Origin of the sequence: Mesorhizobium sp. M7A.F.Ca.US.008.03.1.1 (assembly GCF_003997495.1) — a bacterium.
In the GTDB taxonomy this organism is placed as follows: Bacteria; Pseudomonadota; Alphaproteobacteria; order Rhizobiales; family Rhizobiaceae; genus Mesorhizobium.
The window spans coordinates 104,183-121,866 of sequence record NZ_RZRU01000011.1 but is presented as its reverse complement, the minus strand read 5'-3'; the positions used below and the strand labels follow the sequence as shown (position 1 = coordinate 121,866).

19 protein-coding genes and 1 tRNA gene are annotated in these 17,684 nt (G+C 62.8%); 9 read left to right on the top strand and 11 right to left on the bottom strand.

All coding sequences use genetic code 11. The features are described 5' to 3' along the window. Positions 1-13 precede the first annotated feature (13 nt). Positions 14-1,009, bottom strand: coding sequence for a GTP 3',8-cyclase MoaA (gene moaA / locus EOA16_RS17175; protein ID WP_127259329.1), 996 nt, complete (start codon positions 1,007-1,009; stop codon positions 14-16). Positions 1,010-1,208: 199 nt separating this feature from the next. Here moaA and EOA16_RS17170 point away from each other — a divergent pair, with 199 nt between their 5' ends. Then, positions 1,209-1,562, top strand: coding sequence for a DUF971 domain-containing protein (locus tag EOA16_RS17170; protein ID WP_127259328.1), 354 nt, complete (start codon positions 1,209-1,211; stop codon positions 1,560-1,562). On the opposite strand, the gene EOA16_RS17165 is transcribed toward EOA16_RS17170, so the two are convergent. Beyond that, entirely contained in the window at positions 1,559-2,014 is a 456-nt protein-coding gene (locus tag EOA16_RS17165) for a nuclear transport factor 2 family protein (RefSeq protein ID WP_127259327.1), read from the bottom strand. The two genes, EOA16_RS17170 and EOA16_RS17165, sit on opposite strands and share 4 nt — an antisense overlap. 130 nt (positions 2,015-2,144) lie before the next feature. Between EOA16_RS17165 and EOA16_RS17160 the strand changes: the two genes are divergently transcribed. After that, positions 2,145-2,756: a pyridoxamine 5'-phosphate oxidase family protein gene (locus EOA16_RS17160; protein WP_127259326.1), complete on the top strand. Its 612-nt coding sequence runs from the start codon at positions 2,145-2,147 to the stop codon at positions 2,754-2,756. A 17-nt stretch (positions 2,757-2,773) separates the two neighbouring features. On the opposite strand, the gene EOA16_RS17155 is transcribed toward EOA16_RS17160, so the two are convergent. Next, the gene (locus EOA16_RS17155) at positions 2,774-3,226 is read right to left on the bottom strand and encodes a MarR family transcriptional regulator (RefSeq protein ID WP_127259325.1); all 453 of its coding nucleotides are present in this window, start codon (positions 3,224-3,226) and stop codon (positions 2,774-2,776) included. 47 nt (positions 3,227-3,273) lie between these two features. On the opposite strand from EOA16_RS17155, the gene EOA16_RS17150 reads away from it, so the two are divergent. Beyond that, entirely contained in the window at positions 3,274-4,185 is a 912-nt protein-coding gene (locus EOA16_RS17150) for an alpha/beta hydrolase (protein WP_127259324.1), read from the top strand. A gap of 13 nt (positions 4,186-4,198) precedes the next feature. Here the strand turns inward: EOA16_RS17150 and EOA16_RS17145 are convergent, their stop codons facing one another. After that, a complete protein-coding gene (locus tag EOA16_RS17145) occupies positions 4,199-4,594 on the bottom strand; it encodes a rhodanese-like domain-containing protein (RefSeq protein WP_127259323.1) in 396 nt (131 codons plus the stop codon). A 76-nt stretch (positions 4,595-4,670) separates the two neighbouring features. Further along, complete coding sequence (locus EOA16_RS17140) at positions 4,671-5,285, bottom strand: TetR/AcrR family transcriptional regulator (protein WP_127259322.1); 615 nt, start codon at positions 5,283-5,285, stop codon at positions 4,671-4,673. 100 nt (positions 5,286-5,385) lie between these two features. Here EOA16_RS17140 and EOA16_RS17135 point away from each other — a divergent pair, with 100 nt between their 5' ends. Further along, the gene (locus tag EOA16_RS17135; protein ID WP_127259321.1) at positions 5,386-6,132 is read left to right on the top strand and encodes a 3-oxoacyl-ACP reductase family protein; all 747 of its coding nucleotides are present in this window, start codon (positions 5,386-5,388) and stop codon (positions 6,130-6,132) included. Positions 6,133-6,341: 209 nt separating this feature from the next. Beyond that, positions 6,342-8,231 carry a murein L,D-transpeptidase gene (locus tag EOA16_RS17130; protein WP_127259320.1) on the top strand — a complete coding sequence of 630 codons (1,890 nt, stop codon included), beginning with the start codon at positions 6,342-6,344 and terminating at the stop codon, positions 8,229-8,231. A 1-nt stretch (position 8,232) separates the two neighbouring features. Here the strand turns inward: EOA16_RS17130 and EOA16_RS17125 are convergent, their stop codons facing one another. The 3 genes from EOA16_RS17125 to EOA16_RS17110 form a co-directional block, all read right to left on the bottom strand. Next, positions 8,233-8,715: a hypothetical protein gene (locus tag EOA16_RS17125; protein WP_164754303.1), complete on the bottom strand. Its 483-nt coding sequence runs from the start codon at positions 8,713-8,715 to the stop codon at positions 8,233-8,235. 431 nt (positions 8,716-9,146) lie between these two features. Next, complete coding sequence (locus EOA16_RS17115) at positions 9,147-9,404, bottom strand: PepSY domain-containing protein (protein ID WP_127259318.1); 258 nt, start codon at positions 9,402-9,404, stop codon at positions 9,147-9,149. Between the two features lie 132 nt (positions 9,405-9,536). Further along, positions 9,537-10,496 carry a hypothetical protein gene (locus EOA16_RS17110; protein WP_127259317.1) on the bottom strand — a complete coding sequence of 320 codons (960 nt, stop codon included), beginning with the start codon at positions 10,494-10,496 and terminating at the stop codon, positions 9,537-9,539. 1,095 nt (positions 10,497-11,591) lie between these two features. Here EOA16_RS17110 and EOA16_RS17100 point away from each other — a divergent pair. Continuing rightward, entirely contained in the window at positions 11,592-11,945 is a 354-nt protein-coding gene (locus tag EOA16_RS17100) for a hypothetical protein (RefSeq protein ID WP_127259315.1), read from the top strand. Between the two features lie 250 nt (positions 11,946-12,195). Here the strand turns inward: EOA16_RS17100 and EOA16_RS17095 are convergent. After that, positions 12,196-12,270 (bottom strand) — tRNA-Val (locus EOA16_RS17095). A gap of 138 nt (positions 12,271-12,408) precedes the next feature. Beyond that, complete coding sequence (locus EOA16_RS17090) at positions 12,409-13,092, bottom strand: phosphoglycolate phosphatase (RefSeq protein WP_127259314.1); 684 nt, start codon at positions 13,090-13,092, stop codon at positions 12,409-12,411. A gap of 244 nt (positions 13,093-13,336) precedes the next feature. Between EOA16_RS17090 and rpiA the strand changes: the two genes are divergently transcribed. The 3 genes from rpiA to gor all read left to right on the top strand — a co-directional run bounded on the left by rpiA (position 13,337) and on the right by gor (position 16,166). Next, complete coding sequence (gene rpiA, locus EOA16_RS17085; RefSeq protein WP_127259313.1) at positions 13,337-14,068, top strand: ribose-5-phosphate isomerase RpiA; 732 nt, start codon at positions 13,337-13,339, stop codon at positions 14,066-14,068. After that, complete coding sequence (locus EOA16_RS17080; RefSeq protein ID WP_127259312.1) at positions 14,055-14,657, top strand: DUF2059 domain-containing protein; 603 nt, start codon at positions 14,055-14,057, stop codon at positions 14,655-14,657. The genes rpiA and EOA16_RS17080 overlap by 14 nt, the downstream gene beginning before the upstream one ends. Positions 14,658-14,774: 117 nt before the next feature. Continuing rightward, on the top strand, positions 14,775-16,166 hold the full coding sequence (gene gor, locus EOA16_RS17075) for a glutathione-disulfide reductase (protein WP_127259311.1): 1,392 nt from the start codon (positions 14,775-14,777) through the stop codon (positions 16,164-16,166). 65 nt (positions 16,167-16,231) lie between these two features. Here the strand turns inward: gor and mgtE are convergent, their stop codons facing one another. Beyond that, the gene (gene mgtE, locus EOA16_RS17070; RefSeq protein WP_127259310.1) at positions 16,232-17,596 is read right to left on the bottom strand and encodes a magnesium transporter; all 1,365 of its coding nucleotides are present in this window, start codon (positions 17,594-17,596) and stop codon (positions 16,232-16,234) included. Positions 17,597-17,684: the final 88 nt, after the last annotated feature.

The window sequence follows — 17,684 nt, the reverse complement described above, 5'->3', positions numbered from 1 at the left end:
TTTCATGAAAAGGTCAGCCGCCGGTGACGCTCATATGGCGCGACACCGCTGGGCGGCTGGTGCGGCGGTCGATGATGAAGTCGTGGCCCTTGGGCTTGCGGCCGATGGCTTCGTCTATTGCCTCTGCGACCAGCTCGTTGCCTTCGGAGGCGCGCAAGGGCGCGCGCAGGTCGGCGGCATCTTCCTGGCCCAGGCACATATAGAGCGTGCCGGTGCAGGTCAGCCGGACGCGGTTGCAGCTTTCGCAGAAATTATGCGTCATCGGCGTGATGAAGCCGAGCCGCCCGCCGGTCTCGGCGACCTCGACGTAGCGCGCCGGGCCGCCGGTCTTGAAAGGAATGTCGGTCAGCGTGAACTGGCGTTCCAGCGACGCGCGCAGCAGCGACAGCGGCAGATACTGGTCGGTGCGATCGGCATCGATCTCACCCATCGGCATGGTTTCGATGACCGTCAGGTCCATGCCGCGGCCATGCGCCCAGCGCATCATCTCGGGCAGTTCGGCGTCGTTGAAATCCTTCAGCGCCACCGCGTTGAGCTTGACCTTCAGCCCCGCCGCCTGCGCGGCATCGATGCCTTGCATGACCTTGTCGAGATGGCCCCAGCGGGTGATCTTGTGGAACTTGTCGGCATCGAGCGTATCGAGCGACACGTTGATGCGCCTGACGCCGCAATCGGCGAGTTCGGCGGCAAAGCGCGACAGCTGCGAGCCGTTGGTGGTCAGCGTCAGTTCTTCCAGCGCGCCGCTGGCGAGATGCCGCGACAGCTGGCGCACCAGATGCATGATGTTCTTGCGCACCAGCGGCTCGCCGCCGGTGAGGCGCAACCGCCTGACGCCCTTTTCGATGAAAACCGTGCACAGCCGGTCGAGCTCTTCCAGCGACAGCAGGTCCTTCTTTGGCAGGAAGGCCATGTCCTCGGCCATGCAATACGTGCAGCGGAAATCGCAGCGGTCGGTGACCGACACGCGAAGATAGCTGATCGTGCGGCCGAAAGGATCAATCATGTCCATGCTTCAAGCGCTTCCCGTGGCCGTGAACGGCGTCGTTATATATCGCTATGTGATACGATCCGGCCTGCCATTCAAGATAGTGCCTCTCGATCTTTGGTAACATCTCTCAGCCGACATCGTATGTCGGTCGGTCTCATCAGGCCTTTTCCCGTTTGGCGAAGCGGGGTAGGGAAGGGCGGATGAGACGGGATCGAACAGCATGACCGCACCGAAAGAGCTCAGGGTCTCCAAGGACCGCAAGCTTCTGTCCGTCACCTTTCCCGACCATCATCCGTTCGAATTGCCGGCGGAGCTGCTGCGCGTCGCCTCACCATCGGCCGAAGTGCAAGGCCATTCGCCGGAGCAGCGGGTGACGGTTCCCGGCAAGCGCAATGTGGCGATCCTCAAGATCGAACCGGTCGGCAACTACGCCGTGCGCATCACTTTCGACGATTTCCACGACACCGGCATCTTCACCTGGAATTACCTGCATACGCTCGGCCACGAGAAGGATGCGCGCTGGGAGGCCTATCTCGCGGAGCTTGCGGAAAAAGGCTTGAGCCGCGACCGTTAAGCCATCCTGGCCGCACGCATCGGCTGGCCCAGGGTCGCCAGAATCTCGCTCGTATCGTAGTAGAAGGGCGTGCCCTCCAACAGCAGACCATCCCTGAAGCGCAGCACCTCGGCAAACGGCTGCTTGATTGTCACGCCGTTGGCTCGTGACGTCAGCGAAAGCGTGCAGTTCATGAAGATGATGTCATCATCTTGCGCGGCTTGAAGATTCTTCACCGCTACATTGCTCCAGCTTTCCTGCATCTTGTGGAAAAGAGCTGCGATGCCTTCAAGGCCCTTCCAGTCGCCGGCATAGGGGAGCGATTGCGGCTCATGCACAACGACATCCGTGTGGAAGGCGTCGGTCAGCATATCGATGTTGCCCGACCCTGATCGCAGGAAGCGCATTTCGACATCGAACATGTTTTCGAGAAGTTCCATGGCGGTGCTTCGCGGTTCAAATGCTTTGTCCATTTCGATCTCCGCGTCCGTTTTGTACGGTCGTAACGGTTTGCGCCAGAAATCGTTGCGTCGACACCCGTTTCCTGTCGCGAAAACGTCATGGATCTGGAGTAGCGCCGGCAAAGGTTTCGGAGACGAGAAAATGCCCCTCATCACCACGGTCGAACAGCTCGAAGCGCTCTACGGTTTGCCCGGCGAAGCGTCGACGGTCAAGGAACTCGACCATGTCATCCCCGAATATGCAGCGTTCATCGAAGCCTCGCCCTTCGTCGCGCTGGCGACCAGTGGACCGGAGGGGCTCGACTGCTCGCCGCGCGGCGATCTCGCCGGCTTCGTGCGCATCGTCGACGGCAAGACGCTAATGATGCCGGACCGTCGCGGCAACAACCGCGCCGATTCGCTGAAAAACATCATCCGCGACCCACGCGTCGGCCTGCTGTTCCTGGTGCCGGGCTCCGGCACGACGCTGCGTGTCAATGGCCGCGCTCATATCACAACGGATACAGCGCTGTGCGCATCATTCACGGTGGACGGCAAGGCGGCGCGCTCGGTAACCGTCGTCGAGATCGATTCGGTCTATTTCCAATGCGCCCGGGCCATCGTCCGCTCCGAGCTCTGGAATGCGGCAAGGCACGTCGACCCGAAGTCGCTGCCGACGCCCGGACAAATCCTGGAAATCACCAGCCGCAAGACCATCGACGGCGAAACCTACGACAAGGAATGGCCGGAGCGGGCGAAGAAGACGATGTGGTAGGTCTGGGCTGAAAGGCGTCACGCCTCTTTCAGCACATCATAGATCTTGCGCATCTGATCGCCGATCATGTCGCACTGTTCCGGCGTCGACTGGCTCATCGCCTTCTCGATCAGCGCCATATGCACTTTCAGCGCCTGCATCAGCAACGCCTCGCCGGCCTCGGTGAGCGCGAGCCGCAGGATGCGCTTGTCCTTCTCGTCGCCTTCGCGGCGCAGCAGGCCACGCGCTTCCAGCTGCGGCAAAAGCATGGTGATGTTGGAGCGGCCGACGAGCAGCTTGCGGGCAAGATCGTGCTGCGACATGCCGGGGTGGCGATAGAGGTTCATCAGCACGTCGAGCTGCGCCGGTTTCAAATCGAGCGGCGCAAGCTTCACCGCCAGCGTGCGCTCCAGCACATGGCAGGCGCGCGCCACCGCGACCCAGTTGCGGAAACGCGGGTTGTCCCAAGGCAGCTCTTGTTTATTGTTCATCTTTGAACTATTATGTTCATGCTTGAACGTATGGATGGATCCTCACTATGGCATCATTCGGGCTGAAGGTCATCCGGGGCGTGTTCGGTGCGGCCGAGCGTGTCGCGCCACGCCTGACCGGGCGCGCGGCGTTCGAATTGTTCTGCCGCACCCCGAATGTCAAGGCGCTCAGCGACGGCGAGCGCCGCGCTGTCGACCGTGCGGCCGGGTTCATGACCGAGGCGCGTCATCACCGGCTGAAGACCGCGACCGGCTGCGTCATGGTGCACGAGTTCCGGCCCGAGCCGGGCAGGGCGGCCGCCGGCACGGTGCTCGTCGTCCATGGCTGGCGCTCGCGCACCGAATATATGCGCGCCTTGATCGAAGGCTATCGCGCCGCCGGCTACAGGGTCGTTTCGCTTGACCTGCCCGGCCACGGCCAGTCGCAGGGCCGGCGCCTGAACATGGTCAATGCGGTGGATGCGGTGCGGGTTGCGGGCGAATGGTTCGGCCCCTTCGTGGCAGCGGTCGGCCATTCCTTCGGCGGCGCCGTCGCCGCCAATGCCATCGCCGGTTCGGTCAAGAACATCCCGCCGCTGGCGGCCGGACGCCTGGTGCTGATCGCGGCGCCCAGTTCCCTGCCGGCGATCTTTGCCGACTTCAGTCATATGTTGAATGTCGGCCCGCGCTCGCAAGCCGCCATGGCGGACCGGGTCGAGCATCTTTCCGGCCGGCCCCTGCACGAATTCACCGGCGACCGCCAGCTCGCCCAGGCGCCGGTGCCGACCCTGGTCATCCACGCGCCGGACGACCGCGAAGTCTCGGCCGATCATGCAAGGCGCTATGCCGGCGCCGGCGGCCACGTGCGGCTTTACTGGGCCGACGGGCTCGGCCACCGCCGCATCCTCGCTGACAGAGGCGTGGTCGAGCGTGCCGTCGGCTTCGTCGCGGAGCATCTGGAGCCGTCGCGGCTCCATTGAGCGGCGATCAAAACTATTTCTTCTTCTCTCCGGGTTCGACCGGTAGTCCGGCGGCCTTCCAGGCGGTGTAGCCGCCAAGGATGTGCTTGACCGGCGACAGTCCCATGTCCTGCGCCGTCTTGGTGGCCAGCGCCGAGCGCCAGCCGCCTGCGCAGAAGAACACGAAGTTCTTTCCCGAGGCGAAGAACGGCTTGTGGTAAGGGCTTTCGGGGTCGATCCAGAATTCCAGCATGCCGCGCGTGACATGTTTGGCGCCGGGAATCCGGCCGTCGCGTTCTACCTCGCGTGGGTCGCGCAGATCGACGAAGATGGTGCCTTCATCGTCGAGCAGCCCGGCCGCTTCCTCCGGCGAAACCACCTCGATCACGGCGTTCGCCTCGTCCAGCAACTCGCGATAACCCTTTTTCACGCTCTCTCCTCTCCCGGTCTTGCCGGCCCTAGCATTGCTGGCAACTCCGAATTTCGAGCACACCGGCCGGCGTTTGTCACGCCGCGTTGCCACCGGCCATCGTCTGCCAGGCAGCCATGGCACCGGCCACTGTCGCCAGCAGGGCGTCATGCGATGCACCGTCGCGTGCCTGGATCGACATGCCGTGCTGGACCGTGGCGAAAAAGGTCGCGGCGGCGCAGGCATCGAAATTCGCCGGCAGTTCGCCTTGGGCAACGCCGCGCTCCAGACGCTTCTGCAGGGCGGTGTGGTTTTCGGCACGACGACGGCGCAGGTCGTCGCAGATGGCGCCGCGGCTCGAATCCTGATGCAGTGCGCCCAGCGTGATCAGGCAGCCCTGCGGTCGATCGCTCTGCGCATAGGCTTTCGCCGTCAGGCACAGGAATTGTTCGATCGCCTGCCGCGCGGTCGGAGCCTCGTCCAATGCCAGCCAGATGTCGGCACCCTCGGTGTGCGAGTAAAAATCCGTCGCCTCCAGGAACAGCGCCTCCTTGCTGCCGAAGGCGGCGTAGAGGCTGGGCGAGTTGATGCCCATGGCGGCGGTCAGCTCGCTCATCGATGCGCCTTCGTAACCACGCGCCCAAAACACCTGCATGGCGCGGCGCAGGGCTGCGGTTCGATCGAAGGTGCGGGGACGGCCTCGTTCCGACATGACGCTCTTTTCTGTGTTGATCGATACATAATTCAGTTGACGTCTGCGGGCAAGGCTGGCAGGTATTTATGTATCGATCATTACATAAAAGGAGAATTCGATGTCATCCAGCAAATTGAACGGCAAGGCCGCGCTCGTCACCGGCGGCAGTCGTGGCATCGGTGCGGCGATTGCGCGGAGGCTGGCGGCCGATGGCGCCAGCGTTGCGCTGACTTATGTGCATGGCGAGGAGCAGGCCCGCGCTGTTGTCGCCGAGATAGAGGCCAAGGGTGGCCGCGCCATCGCGATCAAGGCCGACAACCGCGATGCGGTTGCCATAGACAAGGCGGTCGACGATGCCGTAGCCGCCTTCGGCCGGCTCGACATCCTGGTCAACAGCGCAGGGATCTGGCGCGCAGCCCCAATCGACACGCTGTCGCTCGCCGATTTCGACGAGACCATGGAGGTCAATCTCCGAGCCCCATTCATCGCCTCCAAGGCAGCGGCCGCCCATATGGGTGAGGGCGGCAGCATCATCTCGATCGGCAGCAACCTTGCCGAGCGGGCGACCGACGGCAGCCTCACGGCCTATTCGGCCAGCAAGGCGGCGCTTGTCGGCCTGACCAAGGCGCTGGCGCGCGACCTCGGCCCGCGCGGCATCACCGCCAATGTCGTCCACCCCGGTTCGACCGACACCGACATGAACCCTGCCGACGGCCCGCACGCCGAGCATCAGCGCCGGAAGATGGCAACGCCGCGCTTCGGCAAGGCCGACGACATTGCCGGCATGGTCGCCTGGCTCGCAGGCCCGGAAGGCCGCTTCGTCACCGGGGCTGCTCTGACCATCGATGGCGGCGCCAACGCCTGATCCCGACGGATTTCCGGCTGGGGCGGAACCACCCTCCGCTCCGGCCGTCACGATCTTGTGAAACCGTTCTGCAACAGGCTTTCCAAAATTTATGAAAGCTTAACGAAATCGGTATGAATCAGTATAGTCGCGCCTTACATCCGCCATGCGGTGAGCGGGACGATCTAGCGTGCGGAACGGGAACCGGTTGCGGCCGGAGCGGGTGATTCATGAAATTCCTCGGAAACAAAGCAACCGTGATGCCGCTGATGGCAATCACGGCAACGCTGGCTTTCGGTGTACCCCAGGCAGGCGCACAGGGGCTCTTCGACATGCTTTTCGGCGGCGGCGTCAAGCATGCGCCGAAAGGCGAGTTTCCGCCCCCGCCGCCGAAGAACAAGCCAAAACCGAAAGTGTCCGATGGTGGCGGCGGCAATGTGAAGATCAGCAGCCCGTCCTATTACACCTACAAGGCCGACCGGCTGGTGCGCGTCGACTTCTCGGCATTGGCCGCGACGCCGCAGCCGGCGACACCGCAGGACGCCGCCTTCGTTCCGTCTGCTACGGGTGCCGCGTTTCGTGATGCGGTTGCCAGCTTGGGCGACTATGAACTCTTAGCCGAGCCCGACATCGCCAAGGCGCTGATCGCGTACTACTCGGCCAATCCGGATTTCATCTGGATAAGCGGAACCAGCCTCAACAGCCGTGCGCAGGATGCGGTGCGGGTGCTTGGCGAGGCGTCAAGCTATGGCCTCACGCCCGCCGACTATACGGTCGAAGTGCCCGCCGCCGGCGCATCGTCGGCCGATGCCAATGCGCAACTGAAAGAGCTCGTCCGTTTCGAGATGGCGCTTTCCGCGCGTGTGCTGCGCTATGCCCACGACGCCCAGAACGGCCGTGTCGATCCCAACCGCATGACCGGCTATTATGATTTCCCGGCCAAGCCGCTCGATCTGCAAGGCGTGCTCAAAACGCTGGCTCATACCCAGCAGGTGCGCACCTATCTCGAATGGCGGCATCCGCAGAATGCGGAATACCAGGCGCTGCGCGTCGAACTCGAAGCGCTGCAGGCCAGCGCTGAAAACGAAATCGTCGTCGACCCCAAACTGTTGCTGAAGCCGGGCGAGATCAGCCCCGAACTGCCGAAGCTGCTGACCCTGATCGCGCGCAATCTCGATGACGAAATGGGCGGCGCCTACGGCGAGACCCTGTCCAGGCTGGCCACCAGCGAAGTCTATGTTCCGGAACTGGTCCCGGTCATCAAGGCCGTGCAGCAAAAGGCAGGCATGAAGGGCGACGGGGTCATCGGCCCGCGCACCGTCGCGACGCTGGCTGGAACATCCAAGGCCGACAAGCTGCTGAAGGTGGAAGTGGCGCTGGAGGAACTGCGCTGGCTGCCCTCCGATCTCGGCAGCCCGCGCGTCTTCATCAACCAGCCGGCCTTTACCGCAAGCTACATCGACAATGGCGAGGAAAAGCTCAAGACGCGTGTCGTCGTTGGCCGGACCACCAACCAGACCTCCTTCTTCTACGACCAGATCAAGCAGGTCGATTTCCATCCCTATTGGGGCGTGCCGCAGTCGATCATCGTCAACGAGATGCTGCCGAGATTGCGCAACGATCCGGGCTATCTCGATCGGGCCGGCTATGAGGTGACGGATTCGCGCGGCAAGCGCATTCCTTCGTCGGCGGTCAATTGGGGCGCCTATGGCTCGAACATCCCCTACAGCGTTCGCCAGCAGCCGAGCGAGGCCAACGCGCTGGGCGAACTGAAGATCCTGTTCCCCAACAAGCACGCGATCTACATGCACGACACGCCGCAGAAATCATTCTTCCAGCGTGATATGCGCGCGCTCAGCCATGGCTGCGTGCGGCTGCAGGACCCGCGCGGCATGGCGGCGGCGGTGCTTGGCACCTCCGTGGACTATATCGCCGAGAAGCTGAAGCACGGCCACTCGACCGAGAACGTGACACGCACCATCCCGGTCTATGTCGCCTATTTCACCGCCTGGCCCGACCTGTCCGGCAAGGTCGAATATTTCGGCGACGTCTACGACCGCGACTCGCGGCTGAAGCAGGCCCTGGACGCCACGGAAGCGGTGCGCTCGCCTTCGAGCTGATTTAGCGCTCGAACAGTGGCCGCCGGAAGCCGGCGTCGCGCCCGGCGATCAGCCAATAGAGCAACCCGGCGACAAGGCCGGCAGCGGCAATGATGCCGATGTCGACCCAGCGCTCCGGGTCCATATCCTCTGGTGCGCTCGGCCAGATCAGGGCGAAGCCGCCGACCGCGGCGCCGGCGCCGAAAACCATGTGCAGCAGGACATTGCGCAACGAGAAGAACTCCGCGATCAGCGCGAAGATAAGCGTCTGCAGCGCGGTCACCACGATCGTCAGGAAATAGACGAACATGCCGAGCGGCGGCACCAGCAGCACCGCGATCGGCGAAACGCCCATGACATCGAAATAGTTGGGCGCGTTGGGCAAGGAACTGAGCACGCCATAGATCACCACGATGGCGATCAGCCCGACCAAAACCGACACGAAGTAGCCGGCCAACATCATCAATAGGCGCTTCATCACGTGCTTTGCCGTCGCCATGCCCATCCCCCAATGCAGCGCCTGACGCAACAGTCAGCCATCAAAGCGAGACTGACGCAAGGGGATGCGCCCTTGGCAAGCTGGCCGGCGGCGCCAAGAGTGGACGATTTTAGGCGATGCCAGGACAATCGCTTCAGACCAATGACAAGTTCGACTTGTGGCTGAAACCACCAATAGCCGAAGTCGGCGCCGCCCCTCATCGCCCTGCCGGGCACTTCTCCCCGTATAGTGACGGGGAGAAGGGGCTGCCCGCAACCTCGGCACCCTTTCCGCACTGCTGGCGATTGGCGAAAACCTTCGATGACAGCGTCCCTCTCCCCGTCACTATACGGGGAGAGGATGCCGGCAGGCAGGTGAGGGGCGGCGCCGGCGCTCGGAAAGCCATTGCCATGGCCGAGAATGGGCTAGCGCGTCGGATACGTCGCTGTCGGCAAACCCTATTTCGGCTCCGCCGTCACAGGATCGTAGGTGATTTCGACCTTCGCCTTGTCCGCCGTGTAATAGGTCACGGTGTAGGCGCCGCTGTCCCAGTCGACCTCGTCCACATAGCGAAAGCCGTCGCGCTGCTCGACCTTGGCGATGATCTCCGACAATTTCTTGGCGTTGGGCGGCGGCAGCGGCTTGTCGTCAGCGGCCAAGGCCGGCCCGGCGGCGAGAAGAACGGCGACGCTCGTCGCCAGGATAAATCTGGACATGGGCTTTCCCCCAAGTTGCGTCGCACAGAAACTCGCCGGCAAGCCGGTTTGTTCCCTGGAGACTTACGGCCATGAAGACTTGAGGTCATTCGATTTGACGGTCGGGCAAGGAAAGCCCGTCGGTCAGGCAGGCTATCCCGCCGTGCCCGCTGATGTGCCGCTTTCAATCCGGTACAGTTCTTCCACATAGCCTCGGCGGAGCCAGTAGGGGCTCCTGTAGGTGCGAGCAAAGCTCGGATCGACACCCAGCAGCTTCGAAACGTGAAGAAGCCGCGTGCCCCCGGCGATGAGTTGCTCGCCCTCATGATTGATGCTGAGGAAGAAGCCCGATGTGATGCGCTTTATCTGTTGCACATACTCGTCAAAGATGCGGCGGTTGATTTCCGGAAATGAATCCTGGTTGGCGGTGACCCGAAAGGTGCCGTCCGCTTCATTGGTGCAATTCCAATTCGCCTTCAGTTTGATGGCGTCCCTGCGCGAGGGTTCGCCTTCAAGGCAAACGGCTTCCTGGCCAAGGGTTCCGATCAAGAAATAACCCGACAGCACGTTCACGATCGGAAGGTCGAAGATCGTGACATCCTTGCGGCCCATCCGGTTCAGGTAGAATGCGGCAAGCCCGAGCCCTCCGCCAAATTCGCAAATGCAGTCTTCGGGTGCGGCAAGGTCCCGTATCCGGGTCGCCAGATAGAGTGCGTTAATGTGCCTGTAGTGGAGCAGGCCACTCCTGATTTTCAGACCGGCGACATGAACCGGCCCCTCGGGTGGGATGATGCGTATGCCGAGTTGGGCCTCTATGGCGTCCACGATCTCGTTTGGATCCTGAAGACTGTTCTTGCCCCATTTCCCGTCCGTCCCCTGTTCGGGGCTTTCCACCGACAGGACTCCGAGCGCCTCGCCCAGGCAGAGCAATTTGTCGAAATAGCTGTATGCAACAAACTGCTCGTCGCGATCCCAATAGGTATAGCCGTCTATTCCCGTCGTAATTCCGCCGAACCAGGTGTATTCCTTGCCGAAATCGACGAGATAGCGCGATAGCTGCTCCGCATCCTCGGCGTGAATGAGGCTGAACATCTGACCGAGATTGTCGCGCATATGCCGACCAGAGGTCGTCGTCCGTGATTTGCTTGAGCCGGCTCTCCTGCAGCATGGTCGCCTTGTACGCGGCAATCAGCCGGCGACAGGTAACCACCATCTCCGGGTTCCATTGGGCGTCCTTCTTGCCGAACGGCAACGGGCGAGCTTCGCTCCCCATCGGATGCACTAGCGTGTGGCGGAAAACATCGTTCATGAGTCGAGTTGTCTAAAGGCCATTGACGGAGCGGGCAATTCCAATCTCTCTTCCACAATCGTCTCCGGGAAGGTTGCCCGGTGCAACCCCGGTATTGAACCTCACGATCCAACCTCCGCCTGATGTGCAAAAACCGTTTCTGCAAAACACGCTAATGAAAGTCAGATCACATATGGCGGGAAAAGGGGGGCCCTCCCAAAAAGAGTCGTGATATTCCGGCCATAACGCTGCCAGCTATCACTCAGGGGGTCTTCCACGCGTCATGTCGTTGCCCCCACGATGTCCCCAACTGATGTGGAGCGCATCACGCTGAGCCCTTGCTTACCGGTTCGACGGGCCGCCGCCCGTTTAACTTACGCGGCGCGTCGTTGAGCGGGGTGGAGACCTGAACGGGTTCGACGAGGGTCGACGGCGGTCACGATGCTGTGGTGGTGATCGCAATAGACGCGATCCGCCGAAGTTGGCCCAGCACAGAAACGATAACCGCCGGGTACTGACCGGTCTTCGCTCACCGGGAAGCGGCACTGATAGACGCCTAGCTGAATGAGGGGGACGTCTTTCGAAATCGGTCTGATATTTTCAGGCATGGTTTTTCAGGTTCCTGGTTCATAGCCATTGCCGGCCGATGGCCGCAATGCGACCGTGTCAAGGCAAGCTTCTCTCGTTTTGGAGGGCTGTGGGTCATCATATGGTGTTGGTCGCAGCGTCAATGAAGCCCGAAACCTGCTTTTCGGAGGCCGATCATTGCGACTTAAGGCCACACTGGCCGTTGGGCGGGGGGCTGCGGAAGCGAATACATTTTGTCAGCAGACAGTGTGGTCGCGTCCCCGAGCATCTCTGCGGACCGCTTCGCCGGTGCTATGGTGTGCCTGCATGATCAGGCAGCAGGGATATGAGCCATGCCCGAAGTCACCCGCCGTACACTTCTTGCGTTCGCCGCCGTGGCCTCGGTCGTCGAACCGACGTTTGCCGAAGGGGAAGGGGCCTCACCCGAATTGCGGGCGCTGATCGGAGCCCACGAAGCCAGCTATGTCGGGCTTCACAGGGTTGTTCATCAAGCGGGCAGCAGCAGCTGCGAACGCGAGAGGGCAGACCGGATTGAACAGAAAGCATTGCTGGCCATCTGCTCCTACCCTGCGACCAGCCGAGGCGACCGCCGGGCCAAGGCCGATTACCTGTTGACCGCCGAGACTCGGGGTGAACTCGACCTGGAAGAGCACATGCAGGCCATCCTGCACTCGATGAAGCGCTGATCGCGGCTCGACCGGGGCATCTCCACAACGAGACATCGCCGACTTTACCACCATGGCAAGCGGGTCGGACATTGCCGGTATCTCTAGGTCGATGCTCTATAAACTTGTTTGGCGAAGGCAAACTGCGTGCGAGCAAATTCGGGCGCGCGCACGTTAATCCTCAAATTCGAATCGGAGCGGTATTTGAGGGAGATGACCTGATCAATGGGGCAGCGTTCACAGCGGCCACAAATCGACTGCCGTAGGGATTTGGTGGGCGATGCAGGGATTGAACCTGCGACCCCACCCGTGTGAAGGGTGTGCTCTCCCGCTGAGCTAATCGCCCGCTCTTGCCCGAAGGCCAAGCGAGCCGCGATATAAGGGAGGCAGGTGCGGGAAGTCAAGGCGGTGTGGGGCGTTCCGGCAAGGATCGGATTTGCCGTCCTTTCAGCCGGTCTCCGACGCGATGCCGGCCGCTTTCCGGTCAGTTTCCGGCAGCGGCAATCAGCTTCTGCGCCAGATCGAGCGTCAGCGCGTCGAAATGCGAGATGACCGCCGAGGGTTCGAACTCGCGAACATGGCGGTCGGTGTAGCCGAAATCGACCGCCACCACCGGGATGCCGGCGGCTTTCGCCGTGTCGATGTCGGTTTGCGAATCGCCGACCATCAGCGCGCGGTGCGGGTCGCCGCCGGCCAGCTTGATGGTCTCGATCAGGTGGCGCGGGTCGGGCTTGCGGAAGGCGAACGTGTCCTGCCCGGCGATCGCGGAGAAATGTCTGGTCAGGCCGAGCGCCTCGATCAGCGCCAGCGAGTTGGCTTCGTATTTGTTGGTGCAGATGGCGAGGATATAGCCGGCCTCCTCGAAGCGTGCGATTGCCTCGACGACACCGGGGTAGGGGCGCGATTTGCCGGGGATGTTGAGCGTGTAGTGGTCGAGGAAAAGTTTCAGCAGGCGGTCGTGCTCCTCGACGGCAAGCGATCGCTGATGGGCTGCGTGCGCCCGCTCGATCATCACCCGGCCGCCGTGACCTACAAAACGCCTGAAGCCGGCTTCGTCAACCGCGGCGATCTCGCTGGCGGCCAGGCTGTGGTTCAGGCTGTCGAGCAGGTCCGGCGCTGTGTCGATCAGCGTACCGTCGAGGTCGAACACGATGATCGGTCGGGTCATGATCTGTCCTGGGCAGGTGTGCAATGGGCAGGCGATAGCGGCTGCGGCGCGTCAAGGCAAGCGCTGGGCCGGCTCGCTCAGGCTGGCCTGCCCATCAGGCCGGGCGTTCGCGGCGGACCGTCCTACATGAAAAACCCGCCTCGGCGGCGGGTTGTTGGCGCAAATCAGCCCGTCGCCGAGGGCTTTGACCGGACCGGCAAAAATGCTACGAGCCCGGCAGCGAATTTCCGGGACAATAGCCGACATGGATGCAAGGCAGTTGAAGGTCGAGGCCGCGCGAGCAGCACTTGCCCATGTGGGCGACGGCATGCGGCTCGGCATCGGCACCGGCACCACAGCCGAGGAGTTCGTGCGGCTGCTTGCCGAAAAGGTCGCCACCGGCATGACCGTCATCGGCGTGCCGACTTCGGAACGCACCGCGTTGCTGTGCCGCGAGCTTGGCGTGCCGCTGTCGACGCTGGAGGAAACGCCAGAGCTCGACCTCACCGTCGACGGCGCCGACGAAGTCGACCCGGAACTGACCTTGATCAAGGGCGGCGGCGGCGCGCTGCTGCGCGAGAAGATCGTCGCCGCGGCGTCCCAGCGCATGATCGTCATCGCCGACCGCTCCAAGATGGTCGAGACGCTCGGCCGTTTTCCCCTGCCGATCGAAGTCAATCCGTTCGGCCTGCGCGCCACTGAAATCGCGGTTGCCGCAGCGGCTGACAAGCTCGGTCTTTCCGGACCGGTCACATTGAGGATGACGGGGCAGCAGGCTTTTGTTACAGACGGCGGCCATTTTATCCTCGATGCATCTTTTGGCCGCATTCCGGATACAAGAGCGCTTTCGAATGCTCTCCACGCCATTCCGGGCGTGGTCGAGCATGGTCTTTTCATCGGGCTGGCTTCAGCGGCCATCATCGCCGGCGGCGACGGTATCCAAACCGTCCATGCCGCCCGAAAACCAGGGAGTTCTACCGATCATGATGTTGCATAACCGGGTTCGCAGCCTTTCCGTCCTTCTGGCGGCCTCGGCCGTTTTCGCCTTCTCTTCGCCGGCGTTTTCGCAGGATGTCACGGAATCGCACCTGAAGGCCGCCCGCGCGGCGGTCGCTGCGATCCACGCGACCGACCCGTTCGACAACATCCTGCCGCAGGCAGCCGCAGCGCTCGAATCGCAGCTGATCCAGAAGAACCCGGACATGCAGGAACTGATCGGCAAGACGATCAGCGAGAAGGCGCTGGCGCTGGCCTCGCGCCGCGCCGACCTCGAGAAGGAAGCCGCACTCGCCTATGCAAAAGTGTTCTCCGAAAAGGAACTGGCTGACATCGCCGCCTTCTACAATTCCGATTCGGGCAAGAAGCTGCTCGATAGCGGCCCGACGGTGACCCGCGAACTGGTCAAGGCAGCCGACATCTGGCAGAACGGCCTCGGCCGCGATCTCGCCCAGCAGGTCGGCGAAACGCTGGCCGCAGCCGCCAAGGCAAAGGCGCAGGCAGCACCTGCCGCGCCCGCCGACGGAGCCGCCGCTCCGGCCGATGGCGCAGCGCCCGCCGATGGCGCGGCCCCCGCGGACAACAACTGACCCGCATTTTCAAATGGCCTTGCGGCCTCCCGCGAAAGCCCGGCTTGTCCGGGCTTTTCTTTTGATGGTTTGCGGCCTACCTGTCTGACACATTTCTGAAGCCTGGAGAGCCGCGTCATGGCTGGTTACGACTACGATCTTTTCGTCATCGGCGGCGGTTCGGGCGGGGTGAGGGCGGCGCGCGTCGCCGCGGCTCTCGGCAAGCGTGTCGGCATCGCCGAGGAATACCGCTTCGGCGGCACCTGCGTCATCCGCGGCTGCGTGCCGAAAAAGCTCTACGTCTATGCCTCGCAATTTCCCGAGCACTTTGCCGACGCCGCCGGCTATGGCTGGACAGTGCCGGAAGCCAGTTTCGACTGGCAGACGCTGGTCGCCAACAAGGATCGCGAGATCAGCCGGCTGGAGGCGATCTACGTCAGGAACGTCGAGGGCGCCGGCGGCGAGACCTTCCACTCGCGCGCCATGATCGTCGATCCGCATGTCGTGCATCTCCTGGGCGAGGATCGCACCGTCACAGCAGACCAGATCCTGATTGCCACCGGCGGCCGCCCGGCGGCGCATCCGGCGCTGCCTGGCCATGAACATTGCATCTTTTCCAACGAGGCTTTCGACCTCAAGGAATTGCCCAAGGCGATCATGATCGAGGGCGGCGGCTACATCGCCGTCGAATTCGCCAACATTTTTCACGGTCTCGGCGTCGACACCACGCTGGTCTATCGCGGCAAGGAGATCCTCAGCCGGTTCGACATGGACCTGCGGCGCATGCTGCACGAGACGATGGAAAAGAAGGGGATAAGGATCCTCTGCCATTCCGTGTCCGAATGGATCCGCAAGCGGCCGGACGGCCGGCTCGACGCGCTCGTCAGCGGCGGCGAGGTGCTGACCGTCGACCAGGTGATGCTGGCCATCGGCCGCATTCCCAACACCGAGAATATGGGCCTGGAAGGCATCGGACTGGAGATGACCAAGACTGGCGCCATCGCCGTCGACCAATATTCCCGCACCAACATCGACAGCATCTGGGCGATCGGCGACGTCACCAACCGCGTGCAGCTGACGCCTGTGGCGATCCATGAGGCCATGTGTTTCATCGAAACCGCCTTCAAGGGAAATCCGACCGCGCCCGATCACGAGACGATCGCGACCGCCGTCTTTTCACAGCCGGAAATCGGCACGGTCGGCCTGTCGGAGGACGATGCCGTCAAACGCTTCCCCGACATCGAGATCTACCGCGCCACATTCCGGCCGATGCGGCACACGCTGTCCGGGCGCGACGAGAAGATGCTGATAAAACTGGTGGTCGATGGCGCGTCGAAGAAAGTGCTTGGCGCCCACATATTGGGGCCGGACGCCGGCGAGATGGCGCAGCTTCTCGGCATCCCGCTGAAGGCCGGCCTGACCAAGGACGATTTCGACCGTACGATGGCCGTGCATCCGACGGCGGCGGAAGAACTGGTCACCATGTACAAGCCGACCTATCGCGTGAAGGACGGCGCGCGGGTGGATTGACGGCAAAGCCGGACTGCGGAACTCCGCCGCGGCAAGGTATTTGCCACGGCGGAGATAGGAAGCGGCTACAGCAGCGTGCCGCGCAGGATCACCAGCGCCACCGAGAAGTAGATCACCAGCCCGGTGACATCGACCAGCGTGGCGACGAACGGCGCCGATGCGCTTGCAGGGTCGAAGCCGATACGTTTCAAGGCGAACGGCAGCATCGACCCCGACAGCGAACCGAAGGTGACGATGCCGACCAGTGCAGCGCCGACCGTCGTTGCGATTAGCGGCCAGTGCGGGCCATAGTCGTAGAAGCCCATATATTGCCAGAGAGCGATGCGGCAGATGCCGACCACGCCGAGCATGGCCCCAAGCACGAGACCGGTGGGCAGTTCGCGCAGCGCCACCCGCCACCAGTCGCCAAGACCGATCTCGCGCAGCGCCAGCGCACGGATGACCAGCGATGTCGCCTGCGAGCCGGAATTGCCGCCGGAGCTCATGATCAGCGGGATGAACAGCGTCAGCACGATCGCCTTCTCCAGCTCACCCTCATAGCTCTGCATGGCGTTGGCCGTCAGCATCTCCGAGATGAACAGCGCGCACAGCCAGCCGCCGCGTTTCTTGATCATGGCGAGGAAGCTCATCTTCATGTACGGCTCGTCCAGCGCCTCCATGCCGCCGAAACGGTGCACGTCCTCGGTCGTCTCCGCGATCATCGTGTCGATGATGTCGTCGATGGTGACGATGCCGATGATCTTGCCATGGTCGACGACCGGAACGGCGAGCAGATCGTATTTGGAGATCGTCTGCGCCAGGGTTTCGCGATCGGTCAGCGGGCTGACCGTCACCGGAAGATGATCCGGCGCCACCGTCATGATCGAATCGTCGGGCTCCCCGGTGATCAGCCGGCGCAGGCCCGTCGAGCGCACAAGCAGGTGCGTCTGCGGATCGACGATATAGATCGCGTAGACGGTCTCGCGCGTCCGCTCCACCTTGCGGATGTAGTCGAGCGTTTGCCCGACGGTCCAGTCCGAGGGCACGCTGACGAACTCCGTCGTCATGATCGATGCGGCGCTGCCTTCGGGATAGCCGAGGATGGAGAGCAGCGTTGTGCGCAGCGGCGGCGCAAGCCCGCCAAGCAGCTCGGAACGGGCCGGCTCTTCCAGCTCGCGCAGGATGTCGGCGGCACGGTCTACCGACATGGCGGTGAGCAGCTTGCCCGCCTTGGCGCGCGGCAGCGCCTCCATGAGTTCGGGCGCGCCGTCGAGTTCCGGCTGGTCGAAGATTTCGACCAGGCGTTCGAACGTCACTTCACAGAGCAGTTCCGTCGCGGTCTCTCGGGGCTCCCTGTTCAGGGCCTCGACAATGTCGGCGACGTGATCGTTGGCTAGGATGCGGGCAATCGCGACGGCCTCGTCGCTTACCACTGTGGTAAATTCGTTCATGGCTCACTCCTTGCCGTCCGGCAGGACATGAACCATGTGAGGTCACGTCTGGGCGGACGGCTGTTGCGTTCGACTGTGACTGTCGCCA